Source organism: Actinoplanes sp. NPDC048988 (assembly GCF_043197815.1).
GTDB lineage: Bacteria > Actinomycetota > Actinomycetes > Mycobacteriales > Micromonosporaceae > Actinoplanes.
The window spans coordinates 154,856-174,355 of sequence record NZ_JBICTW010000003.1; the positions used below are offsets into that span (position 1 = coordinate 154,856).

Consider the following 19,500-nt stretch of genomic DNA (forward strand, 5'->3'; position numbering starts at 1 on the left):
CGAGTCGCGGTGAGCGGCCCGTTGAGCGTCAGCCTAGCGACGCTGTGTGATCAACTGGGTGGTCGTGTCGGCCCGGAGGCCGGTTACCAGCTCAGACAGATCCACGATCGTCTCGGTGAGCCGTTGCGGGTGGCCATCGCCGGCCGTCTGAAAGCCGGAAAGTCGACACTCGTCAACGCGCTGATCGGGCGCCGGGTCGCTCCGACGGCGGTCGGCGAGTGCACCCGGGTGGTGACCCGGTTCCGGTACGGGACGGCCGACCGGGTCGACGTGGTGTGCCGCGACGGGCAGCGGCGCAGCCTGCCGCTGGACGACGACGGCATGATCCCGCAGCGGCTCGGGGTGCCGCTGGCCCGGGTCGCGTACGTCGATGTGACCTTGACCAGTGAGAAGCTGCGTGACCTGACCGTGGTGGACACGCCGGGGCTGGCCTCGACCGACACCGTGGTCAGTGACCGGGCCGCCGAGGCGGTCGGCACGGCCCCGTTCGACGCGGACATCGACGCCGACTCCGCGTCCGAGGTGGCCGCCGCCGAGGCCGTGGTCTACGTGTTCACCCAGGCCGTGCGGGCCGACGACGTGCGGGCGCTGGAGGCGTTCCGGGACGCGTCGGCGCGGCTCGCGTCGAGCCCGATCAACGCGCTGGGCGTGTTCGGCAAGGCCGACACGCTGGTCGGCGGGGCCGGTGACCCGTGGCCGGTGGCCGAGCCGCTCGCCGAGAGCCAGGCGCGGCTGCTGGCCCGTACCGTCTCCGATGTGGTTCCGGTGGTCGGGTTGCTGGCCGAGACCGGTGAGGCGGGCCGGCTCACCGGCGCCGACCGTGACGCCTTGCGGCGTCTGAGCACGCTGCCGGCGGGCGAGTCGCGCTTGCTGCTGGCTTCGGCCGATCTTTTCCGTACGCGGCCGGCGCCGGTTCCGGCCGATCAGCGGGAGCGGCTGCTGAGCCTGCTGGATCTGTACGGGATCGGGTTCGCCCTGGCCCAGCTGGCCGCCGAACCCGGCTTGCCGACCGGTGAGCTGGTGCGGCGGCTGGTCACCGTGTCGGGGTTCCCGCGGCTGCGGCACACCGTGGAGCAGACGTTCCGGTGGCGGTCCGACGCGATCAAGGCCGGGTGGGCGCTGGGCCGGCTCGAGCGGCTGGCCGGGCACAGCCGTGACCCCCGCGACCGGGAGACGCTGCGCGACGCCGTCGAGGGGCTGCTGCGCGATCCGGCGTACCACCGGCTGCGGCTGCTCGACGCCGCCCAGCGTGTCGCCACCGGCGCGGTGGCGCTGCCCGTCGAATGGGAGCAGGAGTTGACCCGGCTGGCCACCTCGGAGGACCCCCGCTGGATTCTGCGGCTGCCCGAGGCGGGCCCGGACGAGCTGGCCGCGGCGGCGGTCGCCGCCGCCAACCGGTGGCGGGTGTACGCGGTCGCCGGCGCCGGCCCGGCCCAGTCCCGCGTCGCCCAGGTCGCGCACCGCGGTTTCCACCTGCTGGCCCAGCGGGTGCGCTCGTGAGCCGGCCCGGCGGTGATCTCGCGAGCGTTCTCGACGCGTGTGTGCGCGACACCCTCGCGTACGTCAAAAGCCAGGATCCCGACGCCGGCGCCGAACTGGCGCAGCTGCTGCGGGTGCGGGTGACCCGGCCGCAGGTGGTGATCGTCGGTGAGACCAAACGCGGCAAGAGTTCCCTGATCAACGCGCTGCTCGGCGTGCACGGCCTGTCGCCGGTGGACGCGGCGGTGGCGACCGCCACGTATCTGCAGTTCGTGCCCGGCGAGTACGCGGTGCGGGCCTGGCCGCCCGGCGCGGCCGAGCCGGTCGCCGTCGACGACCTGGCCGAGTGGGCCACCGGGCAGCGGCGGGCCCGGCGGATCGAGGTGGCGCATCCGGCGCCGCTGCTGCGCTACGTCAGCCTGCTCGACACGCCCGGGGTCGGTGGTCTCGACCCGGCGCACGCCACTGTCGCGCTGGCCGCTGTGGAGCGGGCCACCGCGCTGATGTTCGTGGCCGACGCGTCGGCGCCGCTGTCGCAGCCGGAGCTGGATTTCCTGGTGGCGGCCAGCGAGCGGGTCGACGCGGTCGTCTTCGCCCTCACCAAGATCGACGCTTTTCCGGGGTGGCGGCGCATCGCCGAGGACAACCAGGAGCTGCTGCGCGCGCACGCGCCGCGTTTCGCCGGGGCGCCCTGGTTCCCGGTGTCGTCGCTGCTGGCCGAGCTGGCCGTGCAGTCCGGCCCGGCCGAGCAGGCCGCGCTGGTGGAGGCGTCGCGGATCGCCGAGCTGCAGCACGCCCTGGTCGAGCTGGCCGGGCGCGGGCATCAGCTGCAACTGGCCAACGTGCTGCGCGCCTCCCGGGCCGACCTGCTGCGGCTGCGGGAGGCCGCCGACGACCGGGTGCGGGCCGCCGACGCCGACCCGGTGCGCCTGGCGCAGGTCCGCGCGGAACGGGCGGCGCTGGCCGCCCGGAAACGTACCGAGTCGCGGCAGTGGACGCTGCTGCTGTCCACCGAGACGCAGCGGGCGCGGGTGGAGACCGTCGGGCATCTGCGCACCCGGATCGCGGCGGTGCAGCAGGAGTTCTCCACCCGCATCGACTCCGGCCGCGGGGAGGTGCTGGCCCAGCTGCCGCAGGCGCTCGACGCGGAACTTCAGGCCGTCGCGGTGCAACTGTCGCAGCGGCTGGAGGAGACGTTCGCGCAGGTCGGTGACCGGGTGCTGGCGTCGGTGTTCGACGAGGCCGAACGCGGCGCCATGCTGGGGCAGCTCAACGCGTCGCTGCGGCACGCGATGGACGCGGCCCCGCCGCGCGACGGCTCGGCCGACAATCTGCTCATCGCGTTGTCGGCCGGCGGGATCGCGTTCATGGCCGGCCGCGGCGCCATCCTCGGCGTGTCGGTGTTCGCCGCCGGGGGGCTGCTCGTGCCGGTCGCCGGGATCGGGCTGGGCCTGGCCGCCGGTGGTTACGTGCTGTACCGGCGGCGGGTGCAGCAGGACCGGCAGCAGGCGCGGATCTGGCTGCGTGACGTGCTCGGCGAGGCCCGGGCCGCGCTCGCCGACGAGATCGCCAACCGGTTCACCGACCTGCAGTACGCGCTGTCGGTGGCCGTCGACGACGCCGTGGAGAAGAGGCTGCGCGACCTGGACGCGCACATCGCCGAGATCGACGCGGCGGCCGCCGAGGACGCGGCCGGGCGCGCCAAGCGGCGCGCCGCCGCCCAGCAGGAGCTCGACACCGTCCGGGCGCGACTGCGCGCCGCCGACGCCGTACTCGCACGGGCCCGGGCCTTGACGCCCGTCCCACACGACGAGGAGAACCGATGACGGATCACCACGACTTCGGCGACCACGAAGACGACCTCCCGGTCTTCGACGACCATCAGCTGCCGGAGCACGCCGAGCCGCTGCCGTACGACGATCACCTCTTCTCGTACGACGAGCACGACCCGTACGAGCCGCCGGTCTTCGACGGCCACCTCGAGCACGTGGACACCGTCGACGAGCCGGTGCACGAGGTGGCCGAGCTGCCCGCCGAGGACCCGGTCGACGTGTTCCCGCCCCAGGTGGACGTGGGTGAACTGCCGGAGCCGGTGGACGGCTTCCCGTGGATCGACACCGGCAGCCTCGGCGTGGTGCCGGCCGGCGCGCCGGACACACCCGTCGACCCCGTACAGCCGCAAGAACTCGCCGACTACGCCGGTGAGCAGCTGCCGCCCGGGGTGGACCCGTGGGCGGCCCTGGCCGACTCGGAGGACCCGGCCACCTCCACCCTGGCCCGCTGGTGGGCGCCGGACAACTGAGGGGCCGCCATCGACGACGGCCCTTGGCCCGGTGCCCAGGGCGGCGGCGCGCCCGGGCCGTTGGCCGCGCGGAGACGGTCCGCTAGTCTCCTGCGCGTGCGGGCTGGAAACGCCCGGTACTTACCGGTACGCAAGGGAGCCAACCCGCATGGATGTCGCTGAGTCTTCGCAGGTGGATCGCGGTGGCAACGGAGCCGGCCGGCGGGAGCGCCGCGGCTGGTACATGTACGACTGGGCCAACTCGGCGTTTCAGACCACCGTCATCACCGTGTTCCTGGGACCGTTTTTGACGACGGTGACCAAGACCGCCGCCGGCTGCGAGGTCGGCGCGACCAACTGCCTGGGCTGGGTGCACCCGTTCGGCGTCAAGGTCGCGGCCGGGTCCTTCTACCCGTACGTGGTGTCCCTGTCGGTCCTGCTGACCGTGTTCGTGCTGCCGGTGACGGGCGCCGTCGCCGACCGGGCGCCCCGCAAGAAACCGCTGCTGGCCGCGGCCGCGTTCACCGGGTCCGGGGCGACCATCGCCATGGCGTTCGTGACCGGCGACCGCTACCTGCTCGGCGGGTTCCTGTTCCTGATCGCCAACATCTCGTTCGGCGCGGCGATCGTCGTCTACAACTCGTTCCTGCCGCAACTGGCCGGCCCCGACGACCGTGACAAGCTGTCCAGCCGCGGCTGGGCCATCGGCTACCTGGGCGGCGGGCTGCTGCTCGCGTTCAACCTGGTCGCCGTCACCGTCCTGTCGGTCGACGGCGACGACCAGCGGACCCTGGACATCGCCCGCTGGTGCATCGTGTCGGCCGGCCTGTGGTGGGCGCTGTTCACCGTCGTACCGCTGCTGTGGCTCAAAGAGCACCCCGGCCGGGCCGCCCTCGCCGGCAACGGCAACGTGCTCACCGACGGGTTCCGGCAACTGGGCCGTACGATCCGCGGGATCCGCGCGTACCCACTGACCCTGTTCTTCCTGCTCTCCTACCTGATCTACAACGACGGCATCCAGACCGTGATCACCCTGGCCAGCCAGTACGGCACCGAGGAACTCGACCTCGAACAGTCCACCCTGATCATCACGATCCTGATCGTGCAGTTCCTGGCCTTCGGCGGCGCGCTGCTGCTCGGCGCCCTCGCCGCCCGCATCGGCGCGAAACGCACCGTGCTGTTCAGCCTGGCCCTGTGGCTCGCCGTGATCATCGCCGCGTACTGGCTGCCGGCCGGCCAGCCACTGCCGTTCATGCTGCTGGGCGCCGGTATCGGCCTGGTCCTCGGCGGCAGCCAGGCCCTGTCCCGCAGCCTGTTCTCCCAGCTGATCCCGGCCGGTAAGGAAGGCGAGTACTACGGCTTCTACGAGATCAGCGACAAGGGCACCAGCTGGCTCGGCCCGCTCGCGTTCGGCCTGATCTTCCAGCTGACCAACAGCTACCGCGTCGGCATCGTCTCCCTGGTCGTGTTCTTCCTCGTCGGGGGAATCCTGCTCGCCCTGGTCCCGATGCGCCGGGCCATCGCCGAAGCCGGCAACACACCCCCGAAACTGATCTGATGGACATCACCGTCGACCCCGGCTCCCCCGTCCCGCCGTACGAGCAGGTCCGGCTGCGCATCGCCGAACTCGCCGCCGCCGGCACCCTGACCGCCGGTGAGAAACTGCCGCCGGTACGCGCCCTGGCCACCGAGCTCGGCCTGGCCGCGAACACGGTGGCCCGCGCCTACCGCGAGCTGGAGACGGCCGGTCTCGTCGAAACCCGCGGCCGGGCCGGCACCGTGATCACGTCCCGCGCCGCCGGCACGTCGGTTCAGGCGCAAAAAGCCGCTTCGCTGTACGCCGAGAAGACCCGCGCCCTGGGCGTCGACCCGCAGACCGCGCTGAGCCTGGTACGGGCGGCCCTGGGCCTGTGACCCGTCAGGCGCCGGGCGGGGCGAACCAGGGCGGCCCGTCCGGCGCCGTGGTGGTCTCGATCCGCAGCGTCGTCAGATCACTGACCGGCGGCAACTGACCCACCTCGAACCAGCCGACCTCAAGCGACTCGTCCCCGTCGGGCCGGGCCCGCCCGCCGGCGGCCCGGCACCGGAACCACACGCTCAGATACGAGCAGTGGTCCCCGTTCGGATACACGGTCTCGTGCACGGCCACACCGGCCAGCCGCTCGACCACGGCCCGCACACCCGTCTCCTCGTAGATCTCCCGCAGCACCGCCTCAGCCGGCTGCTCCCCCGGCTCGACCATCCCGGCCGGCAGCGCCCACTGCCCGTTGTCGGAGCGCCGCAACAGCAGAACCCGCCCCTGCTCGTCCCGCACGACACCGCTGGCACCGGGAAGCAACAGCAGCTCATGCCCCACGTGCGCCCGCAGCTTGCTCACATACTCCGAAACCGCCATAGCGCGCACGGTATCCGGTGAGCCACTCCCGCCCACGTTCTGGTTCAGACGGCGTCGGCCCAGGCGTCGCCGATGTTGCTCTCTTCGTAGTCCCACCAGCCAAGTTCGGCGCCGTCGCGGAGCAGCCGCTTGACGGCGGACAGGTCGGCGGTCGGTGGGACATCGAGCGCGACGATGTTGTACTGCTCGATGCCTTCGCCGGTTACGCCGACGGCGGCGAACTCGTCGAGCACTCTTTGGCGATCGCCCTGTAGTGGGCCGGCGCGGAATGGGACCACCCGCACGGTGCACCGTTGGGACCACTCGACAACCTCGACGGCGGTCAGCGTGCCGTTGTCGTCGCGGACGACCCTGACGTGGTCACCGCACGAAACTCCGCGGGCGAAGAACGGAACGTTGTCGAGCTCGACAACGTCGTCGGATACCGGCCGCGCCCACATGGATTCGGTGCCGACGGGTGGCCAGCCATCTTCCACCCGTATGTGAAAGAACACTTTGACCAGGCCGGCGCGGTCGTCAGCATCGCTCCGCTTCATGATCAACATTGTGGCATCTGTGGGAGGTCGTGTTCCTGGAGCAGGCGGGTGATCGCCGGATGGCCGGCGAGTTCGCTGCTCAGGATCGCCTGGGTGGCGGCCTGCCGCTGTGGTGACGGCCCGTCCGGGAACGTGAGGCCGAGCAGCAGGCGTACGGCGTGATAGAAGCGGTTGCCGTCGTCGCAGCCGGCGGCCAGCCGGTCGGTCAGCATGGCGGCCAGGCCGGGCACGGAGGCGGCCGGTAGGTCGCCGAGGGCGAGCGCGGCGCCCAGGACCGGGCTTTCGTGGTGCAAGGTCCATCCGTAGACGTTGCCGGGGCCGTGGAACAGGCAGTCGCACAGTTGCTCGAGCATGTCCGGGTCCGGGGTCTCGACGAGGCGGACCAGGCCCATCAGGACCGTCCAGCGGTTGATCCGGTGCGGCTGGTCGCGCCAGCGGGCCACCGCGGCGGCCAGGCCGGTGTCGTGCGGGCCGCCGATGGTTCCCGCGGTCAGGCAGAGGAACGAGGCGACCACCCGGTCCGTTTCGGCGGCGAGCCGGGCAGTGAGGGCCGGGGTGACCTGCGGCGCCGCTTCGGGGAAGAAGCTGAGCAGGTGGGCGCTCAATCCGCGGGCGTTGCGGTCGGGGTCGTCGAGCAGGCGCAGGTAGGTGGGCACTCCGGCCCGTACGGCCTGGTGTGCCTGCCGGTGTATCGGTTCGGATTTTTCTTCGGGCAGGATCTCGGTCAGCAGTTCGTGTCCGAGGGTGCGGTCAGGCGCGGTGTCGTCGGCGAGCAGGTCGATCAGGTGCGGCACGGCGGCGACGGCGGCCGGGTAGAGGGAGTCCTGGTGCAGGGCCCGGGCTCGGAACTGCTCCATGGCGGCGGTGCGGCGCTGCTCGTCCGGGGCGCGCAGGGACGCCGGGAGGTCGGGCAGGAAGGTGGCCGGCCCGTAGGCGTCGTGCGGGTGGGAAGGCACGCGGGCACCTTACTGGTGCAGGGCGGGCAGCAGTTTGGCGGTGACGGCGCGCAGCTGGGCGATGTCGTCGGCGGTGAGATGGTCGAAGATGAGGCGGCGGACCTCGGCGACGTGGCCGGGGGCGGCGGCTTCGAGGGTGGCCAGGCCGGCGTCGGTGAGGTGGGCCATCTGGCCGCGTTTGTCGGTGGGGCAGGCGCGGCGTTGCAGCCAGCCGCGCTGTTCGAGGCTGGTGACCGCGTGCGACAGCCGGCTCAGGGTGGTGCCGACGGCTTTGGCCAGGTCGGTCATGCGCATGCACCGGTCCGGTGCGGCGCTGAGGGTGGCCAGGATCTGGTAGTAGGCGTGCGGGATGCCGGTGTCCTCGCGTAGCTGCCGGTCGAGCGCGGCCGGCATGAGCATGAGGATCTGGGCGATGTCGAGCCAGGCGCCCATCTCGTCGTCGTCGAGCCAGCGCGGGGTGCTCATGTGGTTTGGAAGGAGCGCTTGGCGAAGCCCATCGAGTAGCCGTCGATCGCCGTGCGGATGGGCCCGGTGGGGTCGGTGGCGGCGCCGAGGGTGACGAACAGCGGGGTGAAGTGTTCGACGGTGGGGTGCGCGTACGGCATGCCGGGGGCGCGGTCGCGGAAGGCGGCCAGTTCGTCGACGTCGCCGCGGGCGAGGGCGTCGGCCGCCCAGTGGTCGAAGTCGGACGACCAGCCGGGTACGTGCCCGGCCAGCATGGCCCGGGTCATGAACTGCAGGCCGTGTGTCATGAAGCCGGACCCGACGACCAGCACGCCCTGCTCGCGCAGCGGGCGCAGGCGCTCGCCGAGGGACATCAGGGTGCCGGCGTCGTGGGTGGGGATGCTCAGTTGCAGGACCGGGACGTCCGCTTCCGGGTACATGATTTTCAGGGGCACCCAGGCGCCGTGGTCGAGGCCGCGCCCGCCGTGCTCGTGCACGGTCCGCGGCATCAGGGCGGTCACCTGCCGCGCCAGGTCGCCGGCGTCCGGGGTGTCGTAGCGCATGCGGTAGTAGACGGGGCTGAAACCGCCGAAGTCGTACACCAGATCGGTGTTGGCCCGGGAACTGGAGATGGCCAGCGGCGCGGACTCCCAGTGGGCGCTGACGATCAGGACCGCGGTGGGGCGGGGCAGGTCGCGGGCCCAGTCGTGCAGCTGCCGCATCCAGGCTTCGTCCTCGAAGGTGGGCGGGGCTCCGTGGCTCAGGTACAGCGACGGCAGCGGGCCGTCGGCCGGGGTCCACGGCCGGTGCGCGCCGAGGGTGGCGACCCGGTCGAGGTGACGGCGGAACGGGTGGGCGGCGGGTATCAGGGTGTCCACGGCGGTCCTCACGCGGTGCGCTGGCTCGGCAGGTTCAGGGTGTGCGCGGTGTGGTCGCGTTTGGTGGCCAGGTAGCGGGCGTTGGCGTCGGACAGGTGCACGCCGGTGGGGATCTGCTCGGCGATGGTGATGCCGAGCCGGCCGAGCTGGGTGGCCTTGTCGGGGTTGTTGCTCAGCAGCCGGATCGTGTCGGCGCCGAGGGTGTGCAGCATCTGCGCGGCGGCCGTGTAGTCGCGTTCGTCCTCGCCGTGGCCCAGGGCCAGGTTCGCCTCGTACGTGTCCAGGCCGGTGTCCTGCAGCGCGTAGGCGTCCAGTTTCGCGTACAGGCCGATCCCGCGGCCTTCCTGGCGCAGGTAGAGCAGGAACCCGCCGGCGGTGGTGATCCGCTCGGCGGCCTCCCGCAGTTGGGGGCCGCAGTCGCAGCGGCGGCTGCCGAACACGTCACCGGTCAGGCATTCGCTGTGCGGGCGGACGAGGGGGACCTCGGTGTCGCGCCACGGGCCGAGGCCGAGGGCGAGGTGTTCACGGCCGTCGGCCAGCCCGGTGAAGGTGAACACGTCGGCCGTGGTGGTGTAGCCGTCGGGGAAGCGCAGCGGAACCACGACGCTGGTACGGACCGTCATGCGCTCAAGCATCGCCGCCGAATGTTGAAACATCAACAACGCGTGCGGTGTCGTACGCCACCCGCGCCCCGGCGTAGATTCGCGCGCATGAATTACCGGACCTTGGGCGCGAGCGGGCTGCGCGTCTCGGAGCTGATCCTGGGCACGATGACCTTCCAGGAACCGTACGACGAATGCGCCCGCGTCCTCGACGCGTACGCCGAAGCGGGCGGCAACACGATCGACACGGCAGTCAACTACCGCGACGGAGCCAGCGAGGAGATCCTCGGCAAACTCCTGACCGGGCGCCGCGAACAGTTCGTGCTAGGAAGCAAATACACGGTGTCGCGCGACCGGCGCGACCCGAACGCCGCCGGCAACGCCCGCAAAAACCTGCGAGCCTCGCTCGAGACCAGCCTGCGCCGCCTCGGTACCGACTACCTCGACCTGTACTGGGTGCACATGTGGGACCAGGCCACCCCGATCGAGGAGACGATGCGCGCCCTGGACGACGCGGTACGGGCCGGGAAGATCCTGTACGTGGGCATCTCCGACGCCCCCGCCTGGGTGGTGGCCCGCGCGAACACCCTGGCCGAGTGGCGCGGCTGGAGCCCGTTCGTGGGCTTGCAGGTCCCCTACAGCCTGCTGCAACGTGACGTGGAACGCGAACTGCTGCCGATGGCCGCCGCCCTGAACCTGGGCGTGACCGCATGGAGCCCCCTGGCGGGCGGCGTACTGACCGGCAAATACAGCACGGGCGTACGCCCGGAGCAGTCCCGCTTCGACCCCGACGGCCTCGGCGACCGCGCCCACACGGTGGCCCGCACAGTCAGCGAGGTAGCGGCCGCCCGCGGCGTCCCAGCGGCCCAGATCGCCATCGCCTGGACCCGAGCCCGCCACCGCGACATCTTCCCCATCATCGGCGCCCGCCGAGCAGACCAACTACAGGACAACCTGGGTGCCGTACGCCTGCAGCTGACCCCCGAGGAGCTGACACGCCTGGAGGCGCCCACCGCTTTCGAGGCCGGCTTCCCCCAGGACTTCATAGCCCAGACCTCCGACTGGGTCCTAGGAGCAGCCCGCGTCTGACGGCTCCCCCCGTCCCACGTCGGCGAAGAAGGCCGCGACAGGATAGTTCGCGATACGGCGAGCCAAGCCGACCGGTGTGTTCCCGTGCCGCTCAAGGAGGAGCCCCAAGCGGGACCGGCGGGACGGGTCGATCGGGTTCCTTTCACGCAGGAGCGTCCCGCATTGCCTGGAGCAACGCCTGGCGGACGAGGTCGTGCGCGAGGGGCGGCAGCTCCTCCGGCCGGAACCAGCCGATCTCGTCATGCTCCTCGGGGGCGGCGTTCGCCGGCGTCCCCGACCACTCACCGACCATCCACGCGCTGAGCCGGATGGCGCCCCACCCGCCGTCCGCCTCCAACCGGCACAGACGCACGGCCGAGGCCGCCGCTATCCGGACACCCAACTCCTCACGCATCTCCCGGGCCAGGGCGGCCAGCTCCGCCTCACCGGGCTCGACGTGCCCGCCGGCCAGATCCCACACATCCGGGTAGGCGTGACGGCTCGGACTGCGGTGCACGAGCAGGACCCGCCCCGCCCGCACCAGCGCCCCGGCCACGATCTCGCGCACCTAAACCGCCGGCTCGCCGCGCAGGACCAGGATGTGCCACACATACTTCAGCAACTGCAACACCTCGGCGCGTTCACCTAACGACGACCACACCGACGGCTCGCGGGCAGCACGGCCCACCACCTCCGCGTCGAGCACGTCCCGGCCGAAATACGCGGCCACGGCCGCCGCCAGCGCCGGCACCTCAGAACCCCGCAAACCGGCCGGGAAATCGGCCGCCGCCAGACGGAAACCCGGCGACCAGCGCAGCGGCGGACCCAACGCGCCCAGCTGCGCCTGAACCGGCGTACCCCGGAACGAAGGGTCGACCACAACGGCCGTGACGTCCGCGGCGACCGTCACACCCCCATGGATCTGCGCCTCGACGTAGTCGTTCATCGCCCGGCCCGCCGCCGTACGCGGCACCCCCAACGCCCGCACCCACTCCGCCGGAGACGACGCCGGCACATTCAACGCCTGGCCCGTCCGCGCCACCTCCGACAACAACGACTCCCACACCCCACGGAACGTCGTCGCCGTACCCACCACCGCCGGCTCCGAGGCACTGTCACCGTGACTGAACGTCGCGCGCGACGACACCTCCTCCGCCAACACCAGATGACAGCTGCCGAACCTCGGCGACGCCCCATCCGGATAACCCGCCAGATTCAGCCCGCCATAAATCGGCCGCCCGGCCGTACCCGTGTACGCGCCGCCGAACATGCGATGCTCCCACCGCTCCCGGTCACCACCCGGATACGCCGTCAACCCACCGTTGGAGACACCCGTCTCGAACTGACTGCGATACACACCCTCGGCCGCCAAACACTCCGCCACCGTCGCGCCGCCGGCCAGCAGCCGATCCGGGTGGAAACTGACCGTGATCGGGGCCGCCGGCACCGGCGACGCCTCCGGGAACAACCCCCGCACATGCGCCAGCGCCCGCAACCCCGCCGACGTCACTGCGCCTCGATCGTGCCCGTGACCAGCAGCACCATCAGCAGCAGACCCAGCACCACCCGATAGAAAATGAAAATGCTGTACGAATGCCGCGAAATGAACTTCAACAACCAGTTCACCGAGAAATACGCCACCACGAAACTCACCGCGGTCGCCACCAGCGTATTCACCCAGCCCACACCATTAGCGATGTTGCCGGCCTCCTCATAGCCCTGCAACAACGACGCACCCAGCAGAGCCGGAATCGACAGGAAGAACGACAACTTCGTCACCGTCACCCGATCGAAATCCCGCAACAGACCCGCCGACATCGTCGCCCCCGACCGCGACACACCCGGAATCAGCGCCAGACACTGCACCACACCGATGATCAGCGAATCCTTCCACGTCACATCGTCCTCATGACGCACCTGCGTGGCCGCGTGATCAGCGAACGCCATCACCCCGCTCCACAGGATCAACGCACCCGCCACGAACCACAGGCTCCGCAGCGTCGTCTCCACCTGATCCTTGAACAACAACGCCGCGATCACGATCGGAATCGCACCCAGAATCACCGCCCACCCGAACCGGTAATCCTGATTGTCACGCTTCGCCTTGCTGAACAGACCACCCAGGAACGCCGGAACGATCCGCGCGATGTCCTTACGCAGATACAGGATCGTCGCCAGCACCGCACCCGACTGAATGATCACCGTGAACGCGGTGATGTCCGGATCATCCAGCTGATAACCGAGCAACTTCTCCAGGATCGTCAGATGGCCGGTACTCGACACGGGCAGGAACTCGGTGAAACCCTCAACCGCCCCTAGTAACACCGCTTCGATGATGTTCAAGACCTATGCCCACCCTTGATCCGCTTTGACGCCGCGGCACAGCATAGGGGCAACTGTCACGCCCCGCTGCGATCGGGTCAGCTCTCGACCACCCGGCCCGCCGCGACATGCCAGCGCCGCCCGAACCCCACCGCATCCGCGAAATACCGGTCATGCGTCACCACCACCAAAGTCCCCCGGTACCGCCGCAACGCCTCCTCCACCACATCCAGCGCGTCGAAGTCCAAAAAGTTCGTCGGCTCGTCCAGCAACAACACCCGCGCCGGACTGTTCACCAACACCGCCAACAGCAACCGCCGCAACTCACCGGCCGACAAACTCCGCAACCGCGCATCCCACTGATCAGCCCCGAACTGATGCCCCAACAACAACGCCTCGGCATCATCCAGATACACCGGAACCCGCTCCCGGAAGAACCCCATCACCGTCTGATCCGTGCGCAGCCCATCCGAGGTCTGCGGCAACACCGCCGCCTCGATCCCCTCACCCAGCGCGTTCAGCAACGTCGTCTTCCCCGCACCGTTCCGCCCCGTGATCAAAACCCGGTCCCCCCGGCGAACCGACAGATCGACACCGTCCAACAACACCCGATCCCCCGCCGTCACGACCAGACCCTCAGCCCGCAGAACCACCTCACCCGGATCACCGGCATCCTGCGGAAAAGCCAACGTCAACGGCGGCCGCGTACGCGGTTTCGCGATCCACCGCACCGACTCCATCTGCCGCCGCAACCGCCGCTCACGAACCTTCGCCTTCCGCGCCACCAGACGAGCCACCCGCCGCAGATGAGGCGCCTCCGCCCCCGACCGAACCGAGTTCTCCACACCCCGCGAGAACTCCTTCGTCCGCTCGATATCCGACTCCCACCGCCGGCGATCCTTCTCCTGCGCCTCGAAATCCAGCAGAAGCCGCTCCCACCGCCGCTGCTTCTCCACCCGAAACGCCGAATAACCACCACCCGGATAGTCCTGCGGCTGCTCGTCGATCCCGTCCAACTCGACGATCCGCGACACCACGGCATCCAGAAAAGCCCGGTCATGACTCACGGTCAAAACCCCGCCCGGGTACGCCGTGAGCCACCCCTGCAACCACGCCACCCCCTCCGCGTCCAGATGGTTGGTCGGCTCATCCAGCAACAACACATCCGGCTCGGCCAGCAACGCCCGCGCCAGCAACAACCGCGCCTGCTCACCACCACTGACCGAACGCAACGGCAACTCATCGGGCAGATCAGCGATGTCCAGGCGCTGCCGAACCTCACCGACCCGCGCCTGCGCCGTCCACCCCTCCAACGCGGTCCACCGCTCCTGCACGGCCCCGTACTCACCGAGCACGTCCTCACCGGCGGCCAGCCGCGCCTCCAGCACCCGCATCCGCGCGGTCACCTCGGCCAGCTCCCCAAGACCGCCGGTCAGGAAAGCACCGACGGTCCCCCGCGGATCCGGCATCTGCTGAGCGACATAACCCACCCGGGTACCCGGCCCGTACGTGACGCTGCCGCTCACCGGCTTGAGCTCACCGGCCAGCACCCGCAGCAGGGTCGTCTTGCCGGCCCCGTTCGGCCCGACCACCCCGATCCGGTCACCCTCACCGAGCACCAGATCGAAACCGGAGAACAGAGCATCGCCGTCGTGGGCGCAACTGAGCGAGACAGCTTTCAACAAGGGGCCCTCCAAGGAGCAGACACCGACAGGGGTACGCGCAAGCCGGGTCGCATCACATGAAGAAGAGCACTCCTCGAGCCGTCGACAGGAACGCCACCACCCTGCCCCGCGCCTCCGGCTCTCGCAACCGTTTTACCCGAGCTCGAACCAAAGGCGGGGATGCCGTTGATTCCTTTTTGTTTTGGGTTCTGTGTGGGCGGGCGCACGCCCGGTAAGGCATCCTAGGATGATGGTGGGTTTCCTGCGTTGTCGATCACGGCGGGGCTTGCCCGGGGCGGGTGGGGTGTGCGGTTGACGGAGAATGGGCCTCGTGCCGCGACCTATCCCCAGCGACCCGTCCGGCCGGCACACCGCCGGTCCCCTTCGGACTCGTGAGGAGCTTCGAGACCTTCGCCCTGACCTGCTGGAACGCTACGACGCCGAACTGCCGGGCGCCCGCGCGGCCATCCTCGGCCGGCTGCTGGGCGCCGTCGACCGGGAAGCGCTGCCGGGCCTGACCGGCCGCCGTCGCGGCGAGGCGAGCTTCGCCCGCACCCCCGACGGGCGAGTCGGCACGCTGTGGCTCGGCGGCCCTGAACAGCGGCCCGGCGCGGCCGGCATTCGTGCCGGCGCCGGCACGCCGCCCAGCGCGGCAGGAGAGCCAGGCGACGCGGCCGGCCTGTGGGCCGGCGCGGCAGGGCGTCCAGCCGATACGGCGGACCGGGCAGCCGACGCGGCGGGACGGGCTGCGGGACGGGCAGCCGACGCGGCGGGCTGGGAAGCAGGCAGCGCCGGCTGGCGAGCAGACATGGCAGGACGGTGGGCCGGCGCGGGAGACGGGCGCGCCGGTACAACGGAGGGGAGCACGGGCGCCGGCTATCCGGAGCGATCGGCTGGGACGATACCCGACATGTCGGTAATGGGGGAGGTTGTGCTGCGGTACTCGCCGGAGGCCGCGGCGCCGTTCTTCCGGGGGGTGGCCGGGCTCGCCGTCGACGTTGAACTGGCTGGTTCCGGGCAGGTCACGCGCAACACCGACCCGGGTGCGCTCGTCCGGCTGCTCTGGGGGGACGTCCCGTTCGCCGCCGAAGTGGACAACAGCGTCGCCAACCTCGCCCTCGCCCGGGCCGCCCAGACACGCGAGCCGCACCTGCCGCCCGCCGGGCCCGACGCGCTCGGGCTGGTCGAGCAGCAGATCGTCGACGGGCATCCGCTGCACCCCGGGTGCCGCACACGGGGCGGGATGAGCGTCGCCGACGTGCTCGCCTACGCGCCCGAGCACTCCCCCGTCATCCGCCTGCGCCGGCTCGCCGTGCCGGCCGACCGGTGGTTCGGGGACGGGCCGCCCGTGCTCTACGCCCACCCCTGGCAGGCCGATCACCTGCGCGACCGCTATCCGTGGCTGCGCGACGACGGCGAGACCGGTCCCGTACGGCCGCTGATGTCGCTGCGGACCGTCGCGCCCCTCGACGGCGGGCCGCACGTCAAGACCGCCGTCGACATTCAGATGACCTCGGCCGTACGCACGGTGTCCCCGGCCGCCGTGCACAACGGCCCCCTGCTGTCGCGGCTGCTGCGGGAGCTCACCGCCGACCTGCCGATCGAGATCCTGGCCGAGACCGGCGCCGGGGCGGTCATCGCCGACGGGCAACCCCAACGGCATCTGGCCCACCTGTTCCGCGCCGCGCCCCGCCTGGCCCGCGGCGAGGTCGCCGTCCCGCTCGCGTGGCCCGGGGCGGCGCCCCTGCCCCTGGGACGCGGCGACGACCCGTACCAAATTATGGGGTTGATTTCGAAGGTCCTTTTCGGGCCCGTCGTGCGGCTGCTCGCGCGCGGGGTCGCGCTGGAGGCGCACGGGCAGAACACGCTGCTGGTGCTCAAGGACGGACGGCCCGCGCGGATCCTGTACCGCGACCTCGGCGGGGTGCGGGTCAGCCCGGCCCGGCTGCGCGCGGCCGGGGTCGAGGCGCCGCCGCTGAAGGGCGACCTGCCCAGCGACGACCCGCGGGTCCTGCGCACGAAGCTGTCCGCGGCCGCCTTCGGGACTGTCGCGCAGGAGCTGGTCACCGCGTTCCACCGGTGGCACGGCGCGGACCGCGGGCGGCTGTGGGGCATCGTCGCCGCCGCGGTGCGGGACACCGGCACCGTCGACGCGCCGCACCTGCTGCGCGACCCGCTGCCGGTCAAGGCCACCACCGCGATGCGGCTGGCCGCCGACCCGCTCGACGACCTTTGGGCCCACCTCGACAACCCGATGGCGGAACACGCATGAATCGCAGCGTTATGCGCACCGAACGGATCGCGCACACCGAGGCCGCTCTCGCGGTGCACGCGCCCGAGCTGGTGCCCGGTTTCCTGGCCAGCCTGCCCGAGGCGGCCGACACCGTGGGCCGGCGGCTGCGCGGCGCCCTGGTCCGCGAGGGCCTGCGCGACATGGGCCCGGGCCTGCGGCACGGGTTCGGCCGGGTCGAGTACGCCACGAGCGGGGTGGCCGATCCGGTCGACCTGCTCGGCGACATCGAGGCGCCCGGGTTCGCGGCGGAGCTGCGCAACGCCGTACTCAATCTGGCGGTGGCCATGGCCCGCCCGGCCGCACCCGTCGATGACGACCCGGACGCTCAGGCGATCGGCCTCGAGCGCCTGGCCGTGGCCGGGCACAACCTGCATCCCTGCGGGCGGACCCGGCTCGGCTGGGACACCGGTGACGTCCTCGCCCACGATCTGGAGGCGGCCAGGACCAGGATCGGATTCGTCGCCGTACGCGAGGACCTGCACCTGGGAGACGATCTCTTCCCCGACATGCCGGGCAACGTGGTGCCCGTCCATGTGTGGCAGCGCGACAACGTCATCGTCTCGCGCTACGCCGACCTGATCCGCGACGGCGCCCTCAAGATCCTCGACCACGAGATCGACGCGATCCCCACGGCGGCCCTGCGCACGCTGCTGCTGCCCGGCACCGGCCACTACCTGAAGGTCTCCCTGGACATCCAGGTCACCTCGACCCGGCGCAGCATCAGCGTCGCCAGCACCCGCAACGGCCCGGCCGTGTCCACCCTGCTGCACCGCCTGGTCGCCGACGACCCGGCCGGCGACCGCCTGCTGCTGATGGCCGAGACCGCCGGCGCCGCCGTTCCCGTCGGCTCCGGCCGCGACCTGTCGGCGATCCGCCGCGACGGCCTCACCGGCCGCCTGGCGCCGGGCGAGCGGGCCATCCCCGGCGGCGCCCTGCCGTTCCTGCTCGACGAGCTCGTCACCGGCGACCCCGCCACCTGGCTGCGCGAGTACGCCGAACTGCTGCTGCCCCCGCTGCTGCGCTTCACCGCCCGGGGCGTCGCCCTCGAAGCCCACCTGCAGAACTGCCTGCCCACCTTCGTCGACGGCCGCCCGCACCGCCTGGCCCTGCGCGACTTCGCCGGCCTGCGCCTGCACCCGGGCCGGCTGCGCGCCGCCGGGCACGACATCACCCTGTGGCCCGGCTCGGTGGTCGGCACCGGCGACCTCGACGTGCTCCGCGCGAAGATCGGCTACACCATGTTCCAGGCCCACCTGGGCGAGTTGATCATGCGCCTGGACCTGGACGAGGACCACGCCTGGCGGATCGTCCGCGGCGTCGTCGACGAGCACGCCACCGGCGACGACCACGCCGCGTTCACCGCGCCCACCGTGCCGCACAAGGCCCTCGTGCGGATGCGCCTGGCCGGCGAGGGCGACATCTACGTCCCGGTGAGGAACCCGCTGCATGCTGCCGCCTGACCTGCCCCGGCCCGTCTGCGCCTACCTCTACGACACCGCCACGCTGCGCGCCCGGGCAGCCCTGGTCCGGCGGTCGCTTCCGGCTGGGGCTTCCCTGATGTACGCCGTGAAAGCCAACGGCCATCCGGCGGTCCTGGAGACGCTCGCCCGGGAGTGCGACGGCCTGGAGGTCGCCTCCGGCGGCGAACTGGCCCTGGCCCGTGCGGCCGGCGCCCGCCGGATCGTGTTCGGCGGCCCGGCCAAGACCGACGCCGAGCTGCGCGCCGCCCTGGACGCCGGCGTCCTGATCAACGCCGAGAGCGTCCACGAACTGCACCGCATCGCCGCCCTCGCGCCGAGCCCGCCCGAGGTGGTGCTGCGCGTCAACCGCCCCGGCAGTCCCCTGCGGGGCAGCCACACCATGACCGGCACCCCGACCCCGTTCGGCGTGCCGGCCTCCGACGTGGCGACCGCCCTGTCCGTTCCCGGCGTGACCGTCATCGGCTTCCACCTGCACGCCGTCTCCAACAACCTGGACGGCCACGCCCACGCCGCGTTCGTCCGCGACTGCCTGCGCTGGTCCCAGGCCCAGAACCTGCCCGGCCTGCGCGTCGTCAACGTCGGCGGCGGCTTCGGCGTCGACTACCTGTCCGGCGCGTCCATGGACCTGTCCCCGCTGCGCGCCATCGAGATCCCGCCCGGCCTCGACCTGATCTTCGAACCGGGCCGTTTCCTGGCCGCCGACGCCGGCCGCTACGCCGCCGAGGTGATCGACGTCAAGACCACCCACGGGCGCACGTTCGCGGTGCTGCGCGGCGGCACCCACCACTTCCGCCTGCCGGCCGCCTGGGGCTACTCCCACCCGTTCACCGTCGTCCCCGTCGACGACTGGCCGCACCCGTACCCACGCCCGTCGGTGACCGACACCGAGGTCGACGCCGTGGGCGAGCTCTGCACCCCCCGCGACGTGCTCACCCGCGGCCAGCACGTCACCCGGCTGCGGGCCGGCGACATCCTGGTCTTCGGCCGCGCCGGCGCCTACGGCTGGGACATCTCGCACCACGACTTCCTGCGCCACGACCCACCCACGTTCGTCATCACCTGACACTTCGGCCGTGACCGAAGCACCGCCCGGGCATCATC

19 protein-coding genes are annotated in these 19,500 nt (G+C 71.5%); 9 read left to right on the forward strand and 10 right to left on the reverse strand.

What is annotated here, in order from left to right; all coding sequences use genetic code 11:
- Nucleotides 1-21: 21 nt before the first annotated feature.
- The 5 genes from ACGFJ7_RS11540 (at nucleotide 22) to ACGFJ7_RS11560 (ending at nucleotide 5,674) form a co-directional block, all read left to right on the forward strand.
- Nucleotides 22-1,500 carry a dynamin family protein gene (locus tag ACGFJ7_RS11540; RefSeq protein WP_360249280.1) on the forward strand — a complete coding sequence of 493 codons (1,479 nt, stop codon included), beginning with the start codon at nucleotides 22-24 and terminating at the stop codon, nucleotides 1,498-1,500.
- The gene (locus ACGFJ7_RS11545) at nucleotides 1,497-3,305 is read left to right on the forward strand and encodes a dynamin family protein (RefSeq protein ID WP_392642137.1); all 1,809 of its coding nucleotides are present in this window, start codon (nucleotides 1,497-1,499) and stop codon (nucleotides 3,303-3,305) included. The genes ACGFJ7_RS11540 and ACGFJ7_RS11545 overlap by 4 nt, the downstream gene beginning before the upstream one ends.
- Nucleotides 3,302-3,781 carry a hypothetical protein gene (locus ACGFJ7_RS11550; RefSeq protein ID WP_360249274.1) on the forward strand — a complete coding sequence of 160 codons (480 nt, stop codon included), beginning with the start codon at nucleotides 3,302-3,304 and terminating at the stop codon, nucleotides 3,779-3,781. Before ACGFJ7_RS11545 ends, ACGFJ7_RS11550 begins: the two co-directional genes overlap by 4 nt.
- Before the next feature lie 148 nt (nucleotides 3,782-3,929).
- Nucleotides 3,930-5,318, forward strand: a complete 1,389-nt coding sequence (locus ACGFJ7_RS11555; protein ID WP_360249271.1) for an MFS transporter — start codon at nucleotides 3,930-3,932, stop codon at nucleotides 5,316-5,318.
- Nucleotides 5,318-5,674 (forward strand): GntR family transcriptional regulator, encoded by a 357-nt coding sequence (locus ACGFJ7_RS11560; protein ID WP_360249268.1) that lies wholly within the window; start codon nucleotides 5,318-5,320, stop codon nucleotides 5,672-5,674. Before ACGFJ7_RS11555 ends, ACGFJ7_RS11560 begins: the two co-directional genes overlap by 1 nt.
- 4 nt (nucleotides 5,675-5,678) lie before the next feature.
- Here ACGFJ7_RS11560 and ACGFJ7_RS11565 read toward each other — a convergent pair whose 3' ends face one another.
- The 6 genes from ACGFJ7_RS11565 to ribA are packed head-to-tail and all read right to left on the reverse strand — an operon-like array spanning nucleotide 5,679 to nucleotide 9,592.
- Nucleotides 5,679-6,155, reverse strand: a complete 477-nt coding sequence (locus tag ACGFJ7_RS11565; RefSeq protein WP_360249265.1) for an NUDIX domain-containing protein — start codon at nucleotides 6,153-6,155, stop codon at nucleotides 5,679-5,681.
- Between the two features lie 44 nt (nucleotides 6,156-6,199).
- Entirely contained in the window at nucleotides 6,200-6,691 is a 492-nt protein-coding gene (locus ACGFJ7_RS11570) for a DUF4265 domain-containing protein (RefSeq protein ID WP_392642138.1), read from the reverse strand.
- Nucleotides 6,692-6,693: 2 nt separating this feature from the next.
- Nucleotides 6,694-7,647, reverse strand: coding sequence for a hypothetical protein (locus tag ACGFJ7_RS11575; protein ID WP_392642139.1), 954 nt, complete (start codon nucleotides 7,645-7,647; stop codon nucleotides 6,694-6,696).
- Nucleotides 7,648-7,656: 9 nt separating this feature from the next.
- A complete protein-coding gene (locus ACGFJ7_RS11580; RefSeq protein WP_360249256.1) occupies nucleotides 7,657-8,112 on the reverse strand; it encodes a MarR family transcriptional regulator in 456 nt (151 codons plus the stop codon).
- The gene (locus ACGFJ7_RS11585) at nucleotides 8,109-8,969 is read right to left on the reverse strand and encodes a dioxygenase (protein WP_392642140.1); all 861 of its coding nucleotides are present in this window, start codon (nucleotides 8,967-8,969) and stop codon (nucleotides 8,109-8,111) included. Before ACGFJ7_RS11585 ends, ACGFJ7_RS11580 begins: the two co-directional genes overlap by 4 nt.
- A gap of 8 nt (nucleotides 8,970-8,977) precedes the next feature.
- Nucleotides 8,978-9,592 carry a GTP cyclohydrolase II gene (gene ribA / locus ACGFJ7_RS11590; RefSeq protein ID WP_360249249.1) on the reverse strand — a complete coding sequence of 205 codons (615 nt, stop codon included), beginning with the start codon at nucleotides 9,590-9,592 and terminating at the stop codon, nucleotides 8,978-8,980.
- A gap of 87 nt (nucleotides 9,593-9,679) precedes the next feature.
- Here ribA and ACGFJ7_RS11595 point away from each other — a divergent pair, with 87 nt between their 5' ends.
- The gene (locus ACGFJ7_RS11595; protein WP_360249246.1) at nucleotides 9,680-10,660 is read left to right on the forward strand and encodes an aldo/keto reductase; all 981 of its coding nucleotides are present in this window, start codon (nucleotides 9,680-9,682) and stop codon (nucleotides 10,658-10,660) included.
- 142 nt (nucleotides 10,661-10,802) lie between these two features.
- On the opposite strand, the gene ACGFJ7_RS11600 is transcribed toward ACGFJ7_RS11595, so the two are convergent.
- From ACGFJ7_RS11600 to ACGFJ7_RS11615, 4 genes are all read right to left on the reverse strand, one after another.
- A complete protein-coding gene (locus tag ACGFJ7_RS11600; RefSeq protein WP_360249243.1) occupies nucleotides 10,803-11,207 on the reverse strand; it encodes an NUDIX domain-containing protein in 405 nt (134 codons plus the stop codon).
- Nucleotides 11,208-12,149: a DUF3626 domain-containing protein gene (locus ACGFJ7_RS11605; protein ID WP_392642141.1), complete on the reverse strand. Its 942-nt coding sequence runs from the start codon at nucleotides 12,147-12,149 to the stop codon at nucleotides 11,208-11,210.
- On the reverse strand, nucleotides 12,146-12,982 hold the full coding sequence (locus ACGFJ7_RS11610) for an undecaprenyl-diphosphate phosphatase (protein ID WP_360249237.1): 837 nt from the start codon (nucleotides 12,980-12,982) through the stop codon (nucleotides 12,146-12,148). Before ACGFJ7_RS11610 ends, ACGFJ7_RS11605 begins: the two co-directional genes overlap by 4 nt.
- A gap of 77 nt (nucleotides 12,983-13,059) precedes the next feature.
- Complete coding sequence (locus tag ACGFJ7_RS11615) at nucleotides 13,060-14,646, reverse strand: ABC-F family ATP-binding cassette domain-containing protein (protein WP_392642142.1); 1,587 nt, start codon at nucleotides 14,644-14,646, stop codon at nucleotides 13,060-13,062.
- Nucleotides 14,647-14,956: 310 nt separating this feature from the next.
- Between ACGFJ7_RS11615 and ACGFJ7_RS11620 the strand changes: the two genes are divergently transcribed.
- Genes ACGFJ7_RS11620 through ACGFJ7_RS11630 form a run of 3 tightly spaced genes read left to right on the forward strand, consistent with a single transcriptional unit; the run spans nucleotide 14,957 to nucleotide 19,462 of the window.
- A complete protein-coding gene (locus ACGFJ7_RS11620) occupies nucleotides 14,957-16,897 on the forward strand; it encodes an IucA/IucC family protein (protein ID WP_392642143.1) in 1,941 nt (646 codons plus the stop codon).
- Nucleotides 16,894-18,378, forward strand: a complete 1,485-nt coding sequence (locus ACGFJ7_RS11625; protein ID WP_392642144.1) for an IucA/IucC family protein — start codon at nucleotides 16,894-16,896, stop codon at nucleotides 18,376-18,378. Before ACGFJ7_RS11620 ends, ACGFJ7_RS11625 begins: the two co-directional genes overlap by 4 nt.
- Entirely contained in the window at nucleotides 18,365-19,462 is a 1,098-nt protein-coding gene (locus tag ACGFJ7_RS11630; protein WP_360249225.1) for an alanine racemase, read from the forward strand. The genes ACGFJ7_RS11625 and ACGFJ7_RS11630 overlap by 14 nt, the downstream gene beginning before the upstream one ends.
- The last annotated feature ends 38 nt before the right edge of the window (nucleotides 19,463-19,500 follow it).

Bases quoted from the DNA above. Each gene is read 5' to 3' on its own strand.
- ACGFJ7_RS11550 (WP_360249274.1), top strand. From the start codon at position 3,302: ATGACGGATCACCACGACTTCGGCGACCACGAAGACGACCTCCCGGTC.
- ACGFJ7_RS11555 (WP_360249271.1), top strand. From the start codon at position 3,930: ATGGATGTCGCTGAGTCTTCGCAGGTGGATCGCGGTGGCAACGGAGCC.
- ACGFJ7_RS11560 (WP_360249268.1), top strand. From the start codon at position 5,318: ATGGACATCACCGTCGACCCCGGCTCCCCCGTCCCGCCGTACGAGCAG.
- ACGFJ7_RS11565 (WP_360249265.1), bottom strand. From the start codon at position 6,155: ATGGCGGTTTCGGAGTATGTGAGCAAGCTGCGGGCGCACGTGGGGCAT.
- ACGFJ7_RS11570 (WP_392642138.1), bottom strand. From the start codon at position 6,691: ATGAAGCGGAGCGATGCTGACGACCGCGCCGGCCTGGTCAAAGTGTTC.
- ACGFJ7_RS11580 (WP_360249256.1), bottom strand. From the start codon at position 8,112: ATGAGCACCCCGCGCTGGCTCGACGACGACGAGATGGGCGCCTGGCTC.
- ribA (WP_360249249.1), bottom strand. From the start codon at position 9,592: ATGACGGTCCGTACCAGCGTCGTGGTTCCGCTGCGCTTCCCCGACGGC.
- ACGFJ7_RS11595 (WP_360249246.1), top strand. From the start codon at position 9,680: ATGAATTACCGGACCTTGGGCGCGAGCGGGCTGCGCGTCTCGGAGCTG.
- ACGFJ7_RS11625 (WP_392642144.1), top strand. From the start codon at position 16,894: ATGAATCGCAGCGTTATGCGCACCGAACGGATCGCGCACACCGAGGCC.
- ACGFJ7_RS11630 (WP_360249225.1), top strand. From the start codon at position 18,365: ATGCTGCCGCCTGACCTGCCCCGGCCCGTCTGCGCCTACCTCTACGAC.